The organism is Kovacikia sp. CALU 1929 (assembly GCF_056784235.1).
In genome coordinates this window covers 1-14,612 of the sequence record NZ_JBXBCF010000070.1, presented here as the reverse complement: position 1 = coordinate 14,612, position 14,612 = coordinate 1, and the positions used below count along the sequence as shown (strand labels likewise).

Below are 14,612 nucleotides of genomic sequence, written 5' to 3'. Positions count from 1 at the left end.
CCAAACGAGATGAAAGCCCACCCTACTCTCGTACTGCGGATTGGCAATGTCACCCGACTTCTCTTCACTTTTCTTTAATTGCAATGCCTTTATCTTCGAGGAGCATTTGCAAAGCTTTTTGATGATTGCCATCATCAATCAGTTCCAAAATAGTTTGGGTTTTCACATCTCGTAACTTGTTGCGGTAGAGAGAAGACAATCCCAATAAGAGAACTCCACCACCCAAAAACACATCGTCCAATGTGCCAGCAACGGGTACAAAATCAGGAATTACATCGGCTGGGAAAAGGATGTAGGCGAGTCCTAAACAAGCATTGAAAAACCCCATCACATAGCCTTCAATGTTGCGTGGATCAAACGTTGCCCAGGCAAGACAGTAGGAGCAGAGAAAGATAAATAGTCGGAAAGCAAGATCGACATAGGATGTGATACTACTGACCGTTGCGCCAATGGGTTTCCAAAACTGCCACCAAGCGACTTTGGAAACTAGAATCAGGAGTCGTGGTTAGATGAAAGACTCCCTTCAACCAGGGTGTGTGATCAAATAAAAATCCTACAAAACCGGCTAAAAAATAAACAAAACCAAAGACAAGTAATAGCGCAGTAAATGCTTTTGCTCCATCATATTCTTCAAAATTGAATAGTGTTTGAGGAAAGCGGGGTAGTTGCTCTAAGTGGTACTTTCTGGATTGTGTATGAGGCGGTTTGGACGATGGCATCCCATCCCAGCAGCCGGGATCAATCACCTGAGATTTTGGTCGAGTTGACCCGATCGCCTGTCCAGAAGATGTCCGATAAACCACAATAACCTCATCACTAATATGGGCGAAGGTTTTTTAGAAAGATAAGCGACAGGAAAGAAAGATTCAAGCCATTGACACAATTTGGAATGCTTAGAAATGGCTACTTCTTTACTAAAGTCAGATAGCCAGGTTGGCTAATTTTCTGCAAGATGAGCGCAGTTTTGTAATTCATTTGAGGATGTTTGAAAACTCTCTGGCAGTTAAAAACACGACTACATGAACCAAGTTCGTCGCCCCGGACTGTGCACGCGCGATCGCTAATCCTGATATAGCGTTTTTGAATCCAGTGAGGTACATGGATAGCCGTAGAACCCCCGATTCAAACAGATAAGATGTACCTCACCCAGAAAGGAAACGCTATAGGGTGAGCATTGCCATGAGAAGTAAAGTGAATATGTGCTGGCAGAACAATGGCTTCAAATAATCTCAAAGGGGTGTTCAGTGAGAGTTTTAGCAATCGTAGTCCATCACTCTTAAAACATCCAAATGAGATGCAGTGCGCACCTTATAAAAATTGCTGTAACCTTCACCGTCAACGACTCACAAGGAGTTCAGTCGGTACAGCATCTTTCAAGGGATCGTAGCCTAGCTGCTGAGAGATTCGGTTTCTGGCTAAAAGGCGGTACTCCCAAAAATGCTCCCCAGCGGCACATAGAACCAAATACACATTAAGAACTTTGGGTTTTTTCAGCAGAATTGTCCAGAACTGTTGCCAGAACTGTCCTCGGATTTCAGGTCGCCGTAACCCCTGATGCCAGATTAATTGGAACAGGAGCCGCATCCCTTTCCCGGGGGAAAATCGCATCGCCTGCTTGCCTTTTTCCAGTAAATGAAGTCCGAGGCACTGCTGAAAACACCGTCGCAGGTAGTTGGTCGGTTCGTACATTGTCCAAAAGGCTTCTGTATACTCTCTTGCAATTTCAGCGATTGGACGGGTGGGAATGAAATTCATCAAACTGTTTTGATCGCCCAATTCCAGGGCCCCAATCCCCTCAACCAATCGTTGCTCTTGTTGCAGGCGGTTCCAGAGAGCGGTATTGGGCAATGCCTGGAGGATCCCCAGCATCGGTTGGGGAATGCTGGTTTGCTCTACAAATCCCTGAATCCGATCTCCTGCCCCAGTGCGCTCTCCATCAAAACCAAGAATAAAACCAGCATAGATTAACAAGCCAGCCTGGTTAATTTTGCGACAGGCTTCAACCAGGGGATGGCGGGTATTTTGCAGTTTATGGGTGACTTGCAAGCTGTCCTGGTCAGGGGTTTCAATTCCCAGGAAAACTGCGTAAAAACCTGCTTCCCCCATCAATTGCAGCAATTCATCATCCTCGGCTAAATTCACCGATGCTTCTGTCATAAAGGTGAATGGGTAATGATGTTGCTTCATCCAGGGAATCAGTTCTCTCAGGAAGCGTTTGACATTACGCTGATTACCAATAAAGTTATCATCAACAATAAAAAGCGACCCGCGCCAGCCTAAATCATAGATAGCTTGCAACTCTGCCAGAGCCTGATGGGGATCCTTAGTGCGTGGCTTACGACCGTAGAGGTTGATGATGTCACAGAATTCACAGTTGAAAGGGCACCCCCGAGAAAACTGGATCGCCATCATAAAGTAAGCATTTTGCTGAAGCAGGTCAAAGCGAGGAATGGGGCTTAAGGTGACATCTGGTTTCTCACAGGAGCGAAAGATCCCCTCTGGTTGCCCCTGGGAAACGGCATCTAGAAATTGGGGTACTGTTATTTCTCCCTCGTCTAAAATCAGGTAGTGTGCGCCAGCATCAAGGGCAACCTGGGGAACGGAAGTGGGGTAAGGTCCTCCCACGGCTACTTTTTTGCCCAACTGCACTGCTTTCTTAATCAGCGTACAAAAATCTGACTTCTGTACCATCATGGCAGAAAGAATCACCAGGTCACACCACTGCCAATCAGCTTCTGTTTCCAGGTTGACATTGCGATCGCAAAATCGAATTTCCCAGTCCTGGGGTAGCAGAGCCGCAACCGTAATAATACCAAGGGGTGGAATGACCGCCTTCAGCCCAGCCATTTCCATCACCCGATCATAGGACCAAAAGGACTGCGGAAACTGGGGATAAAGTAGCAGGACTTTCATAAATCCTCCCTGAATAATATTGGTTGATTCTTTAAAGACGATGCAAGGTGGGACTTGGCTAAGCTTGCTAATGGCTGGTTGAACCTAGTCTAGATTCTTGCCAAAATCGACAATTTGAAAGTAGTCGCCCATTATTTCAATCATCAGGACTGCAATTTGATCGTGTTTTGGGTATAAGCCACTATTGACAAAGAATAATAGGTTTTGCTAGCAATATCCACGATTTTGTGGTAATGTTAAGAGACTATCGCAATTCTTAAAAAAACAAGATTTTGCGGTATAGAGTTTCTGTTGATACCAATTTTTATCTGTGCTTGCGTAAACCCTGAGCTTTTTTAGTCTCTTTTAGCAAAGGAGATGGTGACGGTTAAAGATTAGGTGATATGCATTTGCGCAGAAGGTTGTTATTTCCTGGAAATGAACAGTCGTAAGCCTGCTAATCAACCCTCAACATAAATAGCCATTTAATCGCTGGCACACCCAGGCAGGTAGCGTTGGAAACTTGATTCCCTAGTAAGGTTAGGTGGCAATTGAAGATTCAAGCATTAGAGATTCAGATTGGCGATCGCATTGTTGCCTATTGCAATAGCAAAATGCAAATTTGCACCGTGAAAAACGTTGTGGATCCTGGGCACGGCATTGTGACTTTTTCAGTTTCTACATCAGAGCATTCACGAAATTCACTTTCACGAATAGTCCGGTTTGATCGAAATGCTCTGATCGAACTTCACAGCTAGAAAAATCGCGCCTACACCGAGAAGATTTTGCAGGTACGAAATTATCAGTGACCTGGTCCAATGGTTTACCTTGCGTGGCTTAGATCGTAGATATGATCTCTAACCACTACTGGATCACTAATAGGTTGCTCCAACAAGCAGCCTCTATTTAAGGAGTAGCCATGTCAAAAGAGAGAAAAGGTAATAAAGAATCTAAAAAGCCAAAGACGAAATCTGATGAAAGCAAGAAGTCAAAGAAAGATCCTAAAAGATTTGATGGACTAGGCGGTCAGTAACTTAACCATTAGAAAAACGAGAGGTTTTGCGAGAGGTAATTCCCTTGAATTCTTCCCTCGCAATCCAGATAGAATCGCGATAATCGGCAAAGTTTACTTTACCAAGACGAAGATTTCTACATAACTTAAGGCAAAATATGCAAAGGTTAGACAGACAAATAGGTACACTTCATAGTTATAAAAATGGCTATTACTTAGAAGTAGAAGGACTAAAATACCGGGTCTTAGAATTTGATTACCACAAAGTGAACGAGGGCGACAAAAACGGTTCAGCTCAATTATTTAATTACAAAGATAGCGTTAATGGTTTCGATGGGTATGTTCACATGGGTAGTTTCAGAACTGAAAGTGAACACAAAAATCCATGAGTACTATTTCTAACCTCAATTAATATCAAGGAGGCAACTGGTGTAAATTGCCTCCCTGATATTAATATTTTAGATTGTCGGAGGATAACCCAATATCGCATGAATACGCTATTAGCTTGGTAAGCTCATGCTCCAGGCTTTACCCAGCCCACATTCGATTCTAACCACCTATTCAAACCTATCCGAAAAGCCCTAACTGACAAAGCCCTGTACTCAATCAAGCAAGTTTTCGTGTAGATTTTTATCATGATCCGTAGCAACTCATAAAGCAAGTGCTATTCGCTTAAGCAGTAATTTCCTTCAAAGAGTCAGGATCGACATAGTGGCAAGTTGTATTGTCAAGGCAAATTAATGCCCAGCCAGCCTGGTCGATTTTGATTAATCGGTAGGAAGCATCCTGAACAAAACTTCCTTTATGATTACGTGTCCCGTAATCAACTTCCAAGTTATAGGTTTCTCTGGTAATCATTTCTGGTTCCTCTTTATTAAAGCCAGCAAAAACAAACACAAATCACTGATTCGAATTAATTATTTTGGTTTTTGCTTAATCCAAGCTTATCGTTAAAAATACAAATCATTTATTAAGTTAATTGAATAATCTATTCTTTAGTATTTACAGTTATATCTAGCTAGTGAAAGCAGGGATGATCGCTTTTTGTAGTGGAAGAAACGAATGGTAGCTTGATGTGTTCTTCTTTAGAGTGACCAGTGCATAGAAATCTGCCAACCTACTTAAGCAGTTCAGGAGTACTCAATGGGGCGAGAATCCTCGCGCCACTTTGAATGTATATCTACCCTCGAAAAATAGGGATTCTTATTGAGAATTGGTCAGTATAGCTTGGACAATTTTCGCAATAAGGCAATCAGGAGATTTCCGATAAAGACTATACCCAAGCCAGCGTAGGATGGGCAAAGCGTGCGTGACCATTGCCAAGTGTTGAAACGGATGGGTGGTTTCTTTCCTGGAAAACGCCTTAATCGAGGTGTCTTTTAAATTATCTCCTCCCCCAGTTCACATATTCAAAACTGACAAAACCCTAGAGTAGAGACACCATTGCAGGGGTCTGCAACAGAGGCTTACCTTCATAATGTTGAGGAATTTCTGCATCTATTAACTTTAGAATGGTGGGCGCTAAATCGAGAGAATGTCCATGGGGGAGGTTCGTGCCCGGTTCAATTCCTGGTCCCTGGACTGCAAGAAATCCATCCGCACGATGGCTACCTGTCCGGGTATAGGGAACAGGACCAATCCGCCCAACATCAGAACTCTCTACAGTATCCGTAACGCATTCTTCTTGCCAGGTAACAACAATATCGGCATCTGGCAGTTTGGGGTCTTGATCCGCCGCAGACTGGCGCGTCCTCAAAATTCCCTTCACCATTGGCTGACCTGTGCGGGCATCTCGGAGCCGATAAAGCTTTTCAATGATTTCATCACAGACGGAATTGTACTCGGAGGGAGCAACGATGCCACTGGGTTCTCTGCCCTGCAAGTTAATCCGGATATAGCCCTCAGAGAAAGTAGGAATGGCAAAAGCTTTCATCTGGGACCACAGATGTTTGTACCAGACGGCGGGTTGAAAACACTGGGGTTGTCGTTGATGGAACAGCTTAAAGGGAGACATGGGACCCGGTTCTTGAGAAGCTCCCAGCAAAGGTTCAAGCCGGTCAAAGTATCTACCAGGGAGGTTCTGCCGTAGGAAAGACTTAAGTGGGTTCGACTCGTACTTTGTATTCCATAAAGCGCTAGCCCACCCCTCTTCTCTCGGATGCTTGCCGGTGATTGGAGGCTTGAGCGGACCACCAATTTTGCCCGGTGCCAATCCCATTTTCCCTGGGAAATTCCACCGGAAAAGGAATTCTGGCAGGAAGATCATGCTAGGGATATCCATGATGTTTGCCCCCATCCCATGCGCAGAGAAGAGCACAACCTGGGCATCGTCTGGTGCTTTTTCCAGGATACGGGCGATCGCCCGGTCTATCGCTTCAAACACCTCCAGCATCATATCGCCGGAGTACTGAGCGCCCATTTGCTTGTACAAAGGGTGATCCGAGGGGTGCATCATGTGCCAGCAATAATGCCCCACAACATGGGCCTCACCAAACACAGTCAAAAATAGATCCCACGGTTCCCGCTCCAAAAGATCGCGGCAAATTTCAGCCCGACGGGCAATTCCAGTCTCCATCCCCTTCTGGAGACGTTGCAGATCCGGCAAGTCCAGAATATTTGCTTCATCATTCCGCAGGAGGGGATGTTCCCCATGACGAGCTACGAGTTCCTGAAATAGTTCCTGAGGCGAGGAAGCGCTGGGAGTTTGAGGTGAATGTGCCCCCCAGGCAGAAATCTGAACTCCATTGATGTCTTCTAATACGGGAGCCTGAGGCACATCGACCACGGCAACCCGCCGTTTTTTACCCAGAGCGTAGAACGGGCGGTACTCGCCAAACTTGTAGGACTCAATTTCCTCTACTGAATAGTTATGCCCATGATATTTAATGGGCGACCAGTAACCTGTGGTATTGGGGGAGCAACCAGTCAAAAATGTGGTCCAGGGAGTTTCTGCCCGGTAGAAGTCGAAGGTCTTCAAACGCCCGTAAGCACCGCTTTCCTTCAATCGACGTATGGTTTTCAGATGTCCCTGAGCCATCCATTTTTCAAGCAATGCCGGGTCACCAGCATCGAGTCCAATTGCGATTACAGGTTTAGTCATTTCCCTGATCCTAATTCTTAGAAATGATGTTGGAGATTTTTCAAAATTTTTGAATTCTTAAGTGAGGTCTTTCCAGCTTTTAGCCAGTGCAACCAATACTCAACCAAAAAGTTCTTGTGAGTCCTTTAAGAAAAACTCACTTTAACTTCCGTTGATTTTCTGGTGTGCAGTAACTTGATGGAGTGTAACCCACCTACGATTTGTACTCAGTTCCAAGTTTCTACTGCCCAAAACATTCATTCTGTTCAGTTTTTTGCTTTCCACTAAGGGAGAACACAGAACGCTTATGTAAGGAGAAGCATAGCTTTCCCGTAAATCCCGCAACATAAAGTTGTCTTAAAGAATAGATTATACAGGTAAAGATTTAGTAAAGTAATTGCTCTACGCAGTGAAAATTAGGGTGTAATTCTTTTTCTAAAGCTCTTAGAAATGAATGTTTGTTGCCAGAGCGTTTACGCTTAACTTTTTGCAGTTGGAAAGTAGCAATGGTAACGTTGGGGAACCATTTGCTGCACCCCCTGCTATTAATTTGATTGAACAGTGTAAATCGGTAGTGCTTTAGAGGCGATCGCCCCGGCGCTTTGGTCAAGGGTTTGCACCTGATCGAAAATAAGTCCAAAAAACAGGTTCCGACTTCGATTGAGCAAAAAGAGCGATCGAAGCCGAAACCTGAAATTAAGAAGTGTTTTACAAAAGATCCCTGAGTTTCTAGTACCCTCTTATCGCACAGGCAAGCACTTTCCAGGAGTCAAAAGAAACCAGATTATTTTTTATGGACAGAAAAGCATGTTTTCGGGCAGTTTGAATATGTCCAGAAACTAAAGATTGCCAAGCCCAAACTTGATGAATCTGACTTAAGGTTGGATCGCTTTCATGATTAATGACATCATTCAAAAACGGAATTTGAAAGTCGAGTGATCTACGTCCGTAAGCTTCTTTGAGTGCTTGAAAGCAAGACTTCAACTGTTCGACTCGTTTAGTATGTCCAATACTGTTTATATGCATTCGATATTTGAGAAGGATATGGGGTAGATTGGCAACTTTACCCACTTCAGCTAGACGCAGAAACAGATCAAAATCCTCGGCATACTTCATTTCTTGACGGTAACCGCCAACTTTTTGTAAAACATCCCGACGAAGCATACTAGCAGGATGGCAGATTGCTCCGCCTCTACCCTCCATATGGGCAGCATCAATCGCTTCATGCTCCGTTAGTGTAGCGAAGGGACAGATAGGTAAGCCCTCTGGATCAATCAGTAAAACCTTTGAGCCAACGACTACATAGTCAGGATGGGTTTCCAAAAACTCAACTTGCTTTGAAAATCTCTCTGGAAGAGCAATATCATCGGCATCCATGCGTGCGATATACCGTCCAGTGGAACACGCAATTCCCTCATTCAGGGTGGCAATCAGACCCTTATTCTCACGGCTAATGATTTTAACTCGTGTATCCCTTTGCTGGTAATGCTTCAATACCTGCGCCGAGCGATCGGTTGAACCATCGTCCAAAATAATCAATTCAAAGTTGTCAAAGGTTTGAGCCAGAATACTTTCTACCGCTTCTCCGACGTATGCCTCGGCGTTATAAACCGGCATCACAACTGATACAACTGGCTGACCCATCCTGATTACCTCCTAACCTCCAACAAACATATTAACTAAGTACAGACCACCCAAAATAACACCTGCTGAGGAAAGCATCCCTACCGCATCTAGCCAGGGAATCCAGAGGGAATACTTTTTATGGACAGCCGCCAGGAACGGGTAAAACACCAGATAGTGGATGGCAATCCCGCAGATTACCCCAGGGGTGCCATATAGTAATCCACCTATCACCATTGCCCCAAATAGGGCAATTGATCGAACTATCATTAGATATAACGGGGTAAATGAGTCACCAAAGGCAAGGAAAACTGGGCCAATGACTGAAACTACGGGTACAACCAGCCCAGCAGCCAGAATCTGAAACATCCAACCGGCATTGTGGTATCTGGAATCAAACAGCCAGTCAATAATCAAGGTGCCAAAAATGGCGGAGATCCAGATGGGAGGAAGTAGTGCTGCCATCATGGCAATCCGTAGCTTCTTAACTTTCTGCCGCAGTTCTTCAATGGGAAGATGCTTGAGTTTGGAGTAAACCGGGAGCAATACGGCTTGATTCATTTGGCTATGAACCTCTAGAATCACCCCTGATAACAGCACAGCCAGGGAATAAATTCCTAGTTCTTCGATAGTTAAAAATCTTCCTAATACTAGCCTGTCTGCATATTGCAGAAAAAAGGCTAACACAGTGCTAAGGAAAATCCAGCGCCCAAACTTAGTTAAAGACTGAACGGTTTTCCAATCCCAGGTGAATCGATGGCGAATTCCTGGCAGCCATCTGTAGCTGAGAAACATTTTGACCAGTCCCCCAAACATGCTGCCAGCCACCAATCCCCAAACGTTTGGGTAGCGCAACACCCAATGGAGGACGACGACCAGAGATGCAGCTTGGGAAATCAATTCAATCAGGGTCAGGCGACCGAGGGCAAGGTGGCGATTAGAGGTAAAGAGGGTAGTTGAGTTAAAGCCAGAAATGACTGCGCTAAACCCAGAGACTATAATTAGTGCAAATAGCTCGGGTTGCCTATAAAACTGAGCAAAGGGCCACGCTGCCATGCAGGCAACCAGCCAGAGCGCCACGCCCCTGATTACTTGAATTGTCCAGACGGTGTTGAGAAATTCTGGTTCATCTCCCCGATCATTTTGAATGATACTGGGACCAATCCCCACATCTGAGAACAGTTCAAGTCCGATCAGAAAGGTATTGACTAATGCCATCAGCCCAAAAATTTCTGGAGCCAGCAGACGAGTTAAGATTAGCTGGCTGCCAAAACTGAGGATTTTACTTGCCCCATAGCCCGCGAAGGTCCACAAAGCTCCACGGAGGGCAAGACGTTTGAGGGATGATGTAACGTTGGCAGCAGACATAGGTTATGTTCCTGGCAATTGTTTGAACTGTTGTTTTTCAGGGGGGGCTTGGGACTTACCTGTTTGGGCAGTACAAGCTTTGGCAGCACCTATCTTTGGCAATGTAAGCAGCAGTATACAGGAGCTTTGAAACGTGGTAGTTCGTGAAGAAGCTCTTGCAGTATTCCCACAGAAAGGGAAATTTTTTCTCTGAATTGCCTGGTAAAAAACTGGGTTCAAGGTCCTCCTTGAAGGGGGAATTCAAGGGAACTAAGCACTTTGGTAGCAACAGTAGGGATCTTTTCTCAGAATCCAAAGTAGGATCGCTATCTTCAGTGACTTAACCTTGACGCTGCATACCGTTCAAATTGATATCCTTGCTCTTTAATATAGAGTGCCCAAATGAGTAGTGAGTATCGCCGTATCCAGGAAATTAGCTCCTGAAAAAGGATAGAACTGGCTCCCAGAGGGAGATTAGCAACACCAATCTACACACTCTATGCTAGTTGCCTCGCTGCTCCCCGTCCGTAAAGGTATGGTAAGTGAGACTGACGGATTATGAAAAAATTGAAAAGATGGAGGATTAGCACATCTTCAGATCTTGCACCACTGGCAACACCCGCCCAGAATTTGAATTCTGGGCGGATAGCTAAAGTCCGTTTCAATGGGCTAAAACACTCAAGCAACAGACTTTCAACCCATTGCAATGGGTTTGAGTTGTTAGCCCCGACTTGATTCGAGGGCGGGTTATTGAGAAAGGTGCAAAATCTCAGACTTAGCTGACATTAAACTTAGCTGACATTAATATAGTCTCTGGGGCTTCCAGGGCTGACTGGCGTTTTGCATGAATGCTTTTCATGTGTTTCTTGACCGTGTTGTGACTGATGTATAGCTCAGAAGCAATGTCTTTATAGCTGTAGTTGGCACGATAGCGAAGCCAAACTTCTGCTTCACGGGGGGTTAAGCCGTAGCGATGTCCCTCAGCGATCGCGGTGCTGTGGATGGATTGCAGCCGATCTTCCAGGGTGACTAACACACAAGGGCTTTGCATGGCATCCAGATTTAACCACTGTGCCCGTAATCGGTAGGAGGCGGATTCTGCGTTGATTTCATCCTCAACGGTGACGGTCTGGTTTGGGTATAGGGTGAGGTTCTCAATCAGACGTTTACAGGTATTCCAGATCTCCTGGGGCACGCGATCGGGTTGAGGGATGCCTCTCGATAGCTGGTGGCAAATGCGTCGGGCGCAATCATTGGCGTGAATCCACTCACCCTGATCACTCAGGATCAGGATACCGTCTATCAACCCTTCGAGGATGGCTTGAAGTAAGGTGGATTGTTTGAGATTTGGAAAAGAGGTGTCCATAAGGAGTTCACTTGGGGGCTAAATGAACAGAGGAGTAGGCTGGGGGGCAAGGGGGTAGGTGTTAGGTGTTAGGTGTTAGGTGTTAGGGATGTGCCCCAAAATAAAGTACCCGCTAGACAAGCTGCTCCACGATGGATTCCCGCCTGCGCGGGAATGACGTTGGGACTTTATTAATTTGCGAGTCCCTTAGATGTCAGGTGTCAGGAATGGTAGCGAGATTTATGCCAGGCTCTACTAGGGTTTGAAGAAGGTGAGTATAGATTCGTCAGGGATTTAAGCTTCTCCGGAGAATTTAGGGTTACAGTTTTGTGACTTTTTGTTTGTTTCGCATTCATCTAAAGGCATCGACTGTCTGGCACTCGTCTGAAAACCGCTGTAAGCTGAGTTTTACTAATGCAGTTTGTTGAAGATATTGAGGCTAAGCCTGTGGTAATCACCTTGACGCAGCGGTTGGTCAATGATTCAGAGGTGGCAACGAGTCTAACCCTGTTGTTGACGGCGGAGGAGCGGACGCGATCGCGCCATCGCTTTGAGACCACAACGGGTCAGCCAGTCTATCTTCAGTTACCCAGGGGCACCGTTTTACGAGATGGTGATCTGCTGCAAGCGGATGGGGATGAGGTGATTCGAGTCGTTGCTAAACCGGAACCTGTACTGACTGTGACAGCCGATACGCCGTTGGAGTTGCTGAAGGCTGCCTATCATTTGGGGAATCGTCATGTGCCGCTGGAGATTACGCCCGATTACTTGCGGCTATCGCCCGATCCGGTGTTGTGGGATATGTTGGAGCATCGGGGGTTACAGGTTGTAGAGGAAACCCAACCGTTTCAGCCGGAGGTTGGGGCTTATGGGCATGGGCACTCGTAAAGGATGAAGGATGAGGGATGAAGCCTGTGCTGAGTGAAGTCGAAGAGGGAAGGGTACTGAGGTAGTGTTGCTACGGTTGTTGCAGTTGGTGAGTCCGGGGTTGCCGGTGGGGGCTTACAGTTACTCGGAGGGGCTGGAGTTTCTGGTTTACGGTGGAAAAATTCAGGATCAGGATAGTCTGGAGCAGTGGTTAGTTCAGGAATTGCGCTATGGGGCAGCGAGGTTGGATGCGGCGGTGATGGTACGCAGTTACCGATCGCTGGAGTTGGGGGATTTTGAGGCAGTTTGTGGGTGGAATCGCTGGTTATCTGCGGCGCGAGAAACGGAGGAGTTGCGATCGCAGAGTTGGCAGATGGGGCGATCGCTGCTGCGGTTATTTCAAGATTTGCAGCCAACGGCAATGGATGGACAGAAGTTTGAGTTGTTAAAAGGGGAAGGGTGTAATTTTGCGATCGCGTTTGGGGTGGTGGCGGCTGAGTGGCAGATTGATCTGCGATCGGCGATTTTGGGTTACTTGCACAGTTGGGTGACGAATCTGGTGGGTGCGGGGATCAAACTGATCCCGTTAGGACAAACGGCTGGTCAGAAACTGATTTTGAGCCTCAACCTGGAGCTAGAGCGCGCTACTGAGGAAATTTTGAGTTTATCGGATGATGAGTTGAGTAGCTGTGGCTGGGGGCTAACGCTGGCGAGTATGGCGCATGAGACGCAGTACAGTCGGCTGTTCAGGAGTTAGTTAGGGATACAGCCAATTCTTGTTTAAGAAAGGGACAACGGTTAGCCATTTCATAAAGAGTTCTGTGAATTTTTCTATACCGCTCAGTATTTCTACCTGAGCGCTAAGAATACGCTTGAACATTTTAGGGTAGAGCTTCTGATCTCAGACCAGGATGGCATTAATTAATGAAATGGATGACTGGAATTCTGCTAGGTTTTGCGTTGGCGGTTAGCTTTACTCTTTGCCTTCACCCACAAGCTACGTTTGCTCAGAGAAATTGCGATCGCTCCTATCCCAGCGTTTGTATTCCGTCCCCTCCTCCTGACCTGGATTGTAAGGACATTCCTTACAAAAATTTTAGAGTCCTACAACCTGATCCTCACAGATTTGACGGAGATAAGGACGGTATCGGTTGTGAGTCTAAGAAATGACAGGTATGGCTTGTGCCCTACGACTTTTCATGTAAAGCAAGTGTTAATTGTTGTTGTTTAACCTGCTGAACCATTGAAAACAGGGATTAGGATAGCTTTACCAAGAGAATTTAAGCTTAGAGCTAAGTTTAGTTATGTAATCAGGGAATTCTACAGGTACATCGCAACACAGAAACGAAAGATGTATTGTCCAACGTGTTCTGTTCCTATTCCTGATTAAGAAGGATTTAAGCTATATGCTGGTTCCAATAGAGCAATCCAGTGAAGTATTTCAAATAGACGGATTGGGTTTTGCGATTTTTATAAAACTTGTTGAAGCTCGTGTGTTTCATGACATTGAGAACACAGAGAAGTTATTGAAGACAGAATACGAGAATTTAACAAAATTAGAACACAATCGAGATGCCTTTTTGAGAGGTGTTCGTCAAGAAATGCTTGCAGAGCGTATCTCAGACCTAGCACAAGCTATTCGAGATAAGAGAGTATGGATTGAGGATTGGCGTGATAAAGCTTGGCAGCAAATAAACGAAATTCCGGGTAGTAATATTACCAATTTACAGACAAAAACGTGGAGTGATTTGGAAGAAGAGTTTCGCAGAAATGTCTCATTAAAACTTAAGCGATTTCTGATATTGCAAGAGGCAGTTCTTGCCCCAGTTTATACAGGTATTGCAGGTTATCAAAGCAATCTTACGGAAGTAGATATTTATGACGATTGTGAAAGAATCGGTCGTATTTTTGGTTTTGAACGAGAAATTGGTCGTTCAATTCTAGCTAATACCGATGAATTTGTGAAAAGTGTTACCGGGTATTGGTCTCGAATTGTTAAATGGACTATTGGTGGAACATTAGTTGCTTTGCTCACGGCGGGACTTGCTGCTCCTGCAATTGCAACTACTGTAGGAGGGCTTATGGGGCTTTCTGGTGCTGCTGCAACTTCTGCTGGTTTAGCCTTCTTCGGGGGTGGTGCTATTGCTGCTGGTGGATTTGGTATGGCAGGAGGTTTTGCAGTACTTGTTGGGGGTGGAGGATTGCTAGGTGCTGTAACAAGTTCTAGTGCTGCAAAATTTATTCAAGATATTCCGACAGAAGTGTTTATTATATCCTCAGCCAAGGTAGTTAATTATATTAAATTTCTTAGCAATTCAATTAGCTATCTTAGGGACTCAAATGATGAGAATTCACATGGTTTAGCTAATGATATGCAACACACACGGCAGAAAGTTTTGAATGAATTTATAAAGTTAAAACATAGTTTTGAATGTTCTCTAATTGAG

Annotated in this window: 10 protein-coding genes and 1 pseudogene; 3 read left to right on the top strand and 8 right to left on the bottom strand. The window is 45.2% G+C overall.

Annotated features, from left to right (window positions below; all coding sequences use genetic code 11):
* Positions 1 to 64: 64 nt before the first annotated feature.
* The 8 genes from AC1S52_RS16060 to AC1S52_RS16025 all read right to left on the bottom strand — a co-directional run bounded on the left by AC1S52_RS16060 (position 65) and on the right by AC1S52_RS16025 (position 11,319).
* The gene (locus tag AC1S52_RS16060) at positions 65 to 328 is read right to left on the bottom strand and encodes a DUF1232 domain-containing protein (RefSeq protein WP_482030039.1); all 264 of its coding nucleotides are present in this window, start codon (positions 326 to 328) and stop codon (positions 65 to 67) included.
* A 103-nt stretch (positions 329 to 431) separates the two neighbouring features.
* Complete coding sequence (locus tag AC1S52_RS16055; protein WP_482030038.1) at positions 432 to 803, bottom strand: hypothetical protein; 372 nt, start codon at positions 801 to 803, stop codon at positions 432 to 434.
* 532 nt (positions 804 to 1,335) lie between these two features.
* Positions 1,336 to 2,913: a B12-binding domain-containing radical SAM protein gene (locus AC1S52_RS16050; RefSeq protein WP_482030037.1), complete on the bottom strand. Its 1,578-nt coding sequence runs from the start codon at positions 2,911 to 2,913 to the stop codon at positions 1,336 to 1,338.
* Between the two features lie 1,663 nt (positions 2,914 to 4,576).
* Entirely contained in the window at positions 4,577 to 4,762 is a 186-nt protein-coding gene (locus AC1S52_RS16045) for a hypothetical protein (protein WP_482030036.1), read from the bottom strand.
* A gap of 568 nt (positions 4,763 to 5,330) precedes the next feature.
* Positions 5,331 to 7,004 carry an alkaline phosphatase family protein gene (locus tag AC1S52_RS16040; protein WP_482030035.1) on the bottom strand — a complete coding sequence of 558 codons (1,674 nt, stop codon included), beginning with the start codon at positions 7,002 to 7,004 and terminating at the stop codon, positions 5,331 to 5,333.
* Between the two features lie 708 nt (positions 7,005 to 7,712).
* Positions 7,713 to 8,627: a glycosyltransferase family 2 protein gene (locus AC1S52_RS16035; protein WP_482030034.1), complete on the bottom strand. Its 915-nt coding sequence runs from the start codon at positions 8,625 to 8,627 to the stop codon at positions 7,713 to 7,715.
* A 12-nt stretch (positions 8,628 to 8,639) separates the two neighbouring features.
* Positions 8,640 to 9,974, bottom strand: coding sequence for an oligosaccharide flippase family protein (locus AC1S52_RS16030; RefSeq protein WP_482030033.1), 1,335 nt, complete (start codon positions 9,972 to 9,974; stop codon positions 8,640 to 8,642).
* A gap of 754 nt (positions 9,975 to 10,728) precedes the next feature.
* Entirely contained in the window at positions 10,729 to 11,319 is a 591-nt protein-coding gene (locus AC1S52_RS16025; protein ID WP_482030032.1) for a LuxR C-terminal-related transcriptional regulator, read from the bottom strand.
* Between the two features lie 393 nt (positions 11,320 to 11,712).
* Between AC1S52_RS16025 and ureE the strand changes: the two genes are divergently transcribed.
* The 3 genes and pseudogenes from ureE to AC1S52_RS16010 form a co-directional block, all read left to right on the top strand.
* Entirely contained in the window at positions 11,713 to 12,186 is a 474-nt protein-coding gene (gene ureE, locus AC1S52_RS16020; protein WP_482030031.1) for an urease accessory protein UreE, read from the top strand.
* Between the two features lie 64 nt (positions 12,187 to 12,250).
* A complete protein-coding gene (locus AC1S52_RS16015; RefSeq protein ID WP_482030030.1) occupies positions 12,251 to 12,922 on the top strand; it encodes an urease accessory protein UreF in 672 nt (223 codons plus the stop codon).
* A 649-nt stretch (positions 12,923 to 13,571) separates the two neighbouring features.
* Positions 13,572 to 14,612 (top strand): annotated as a pseudogene (locus AC1S52_RS16010) (hypothetical protein); the annotation flags it as partial.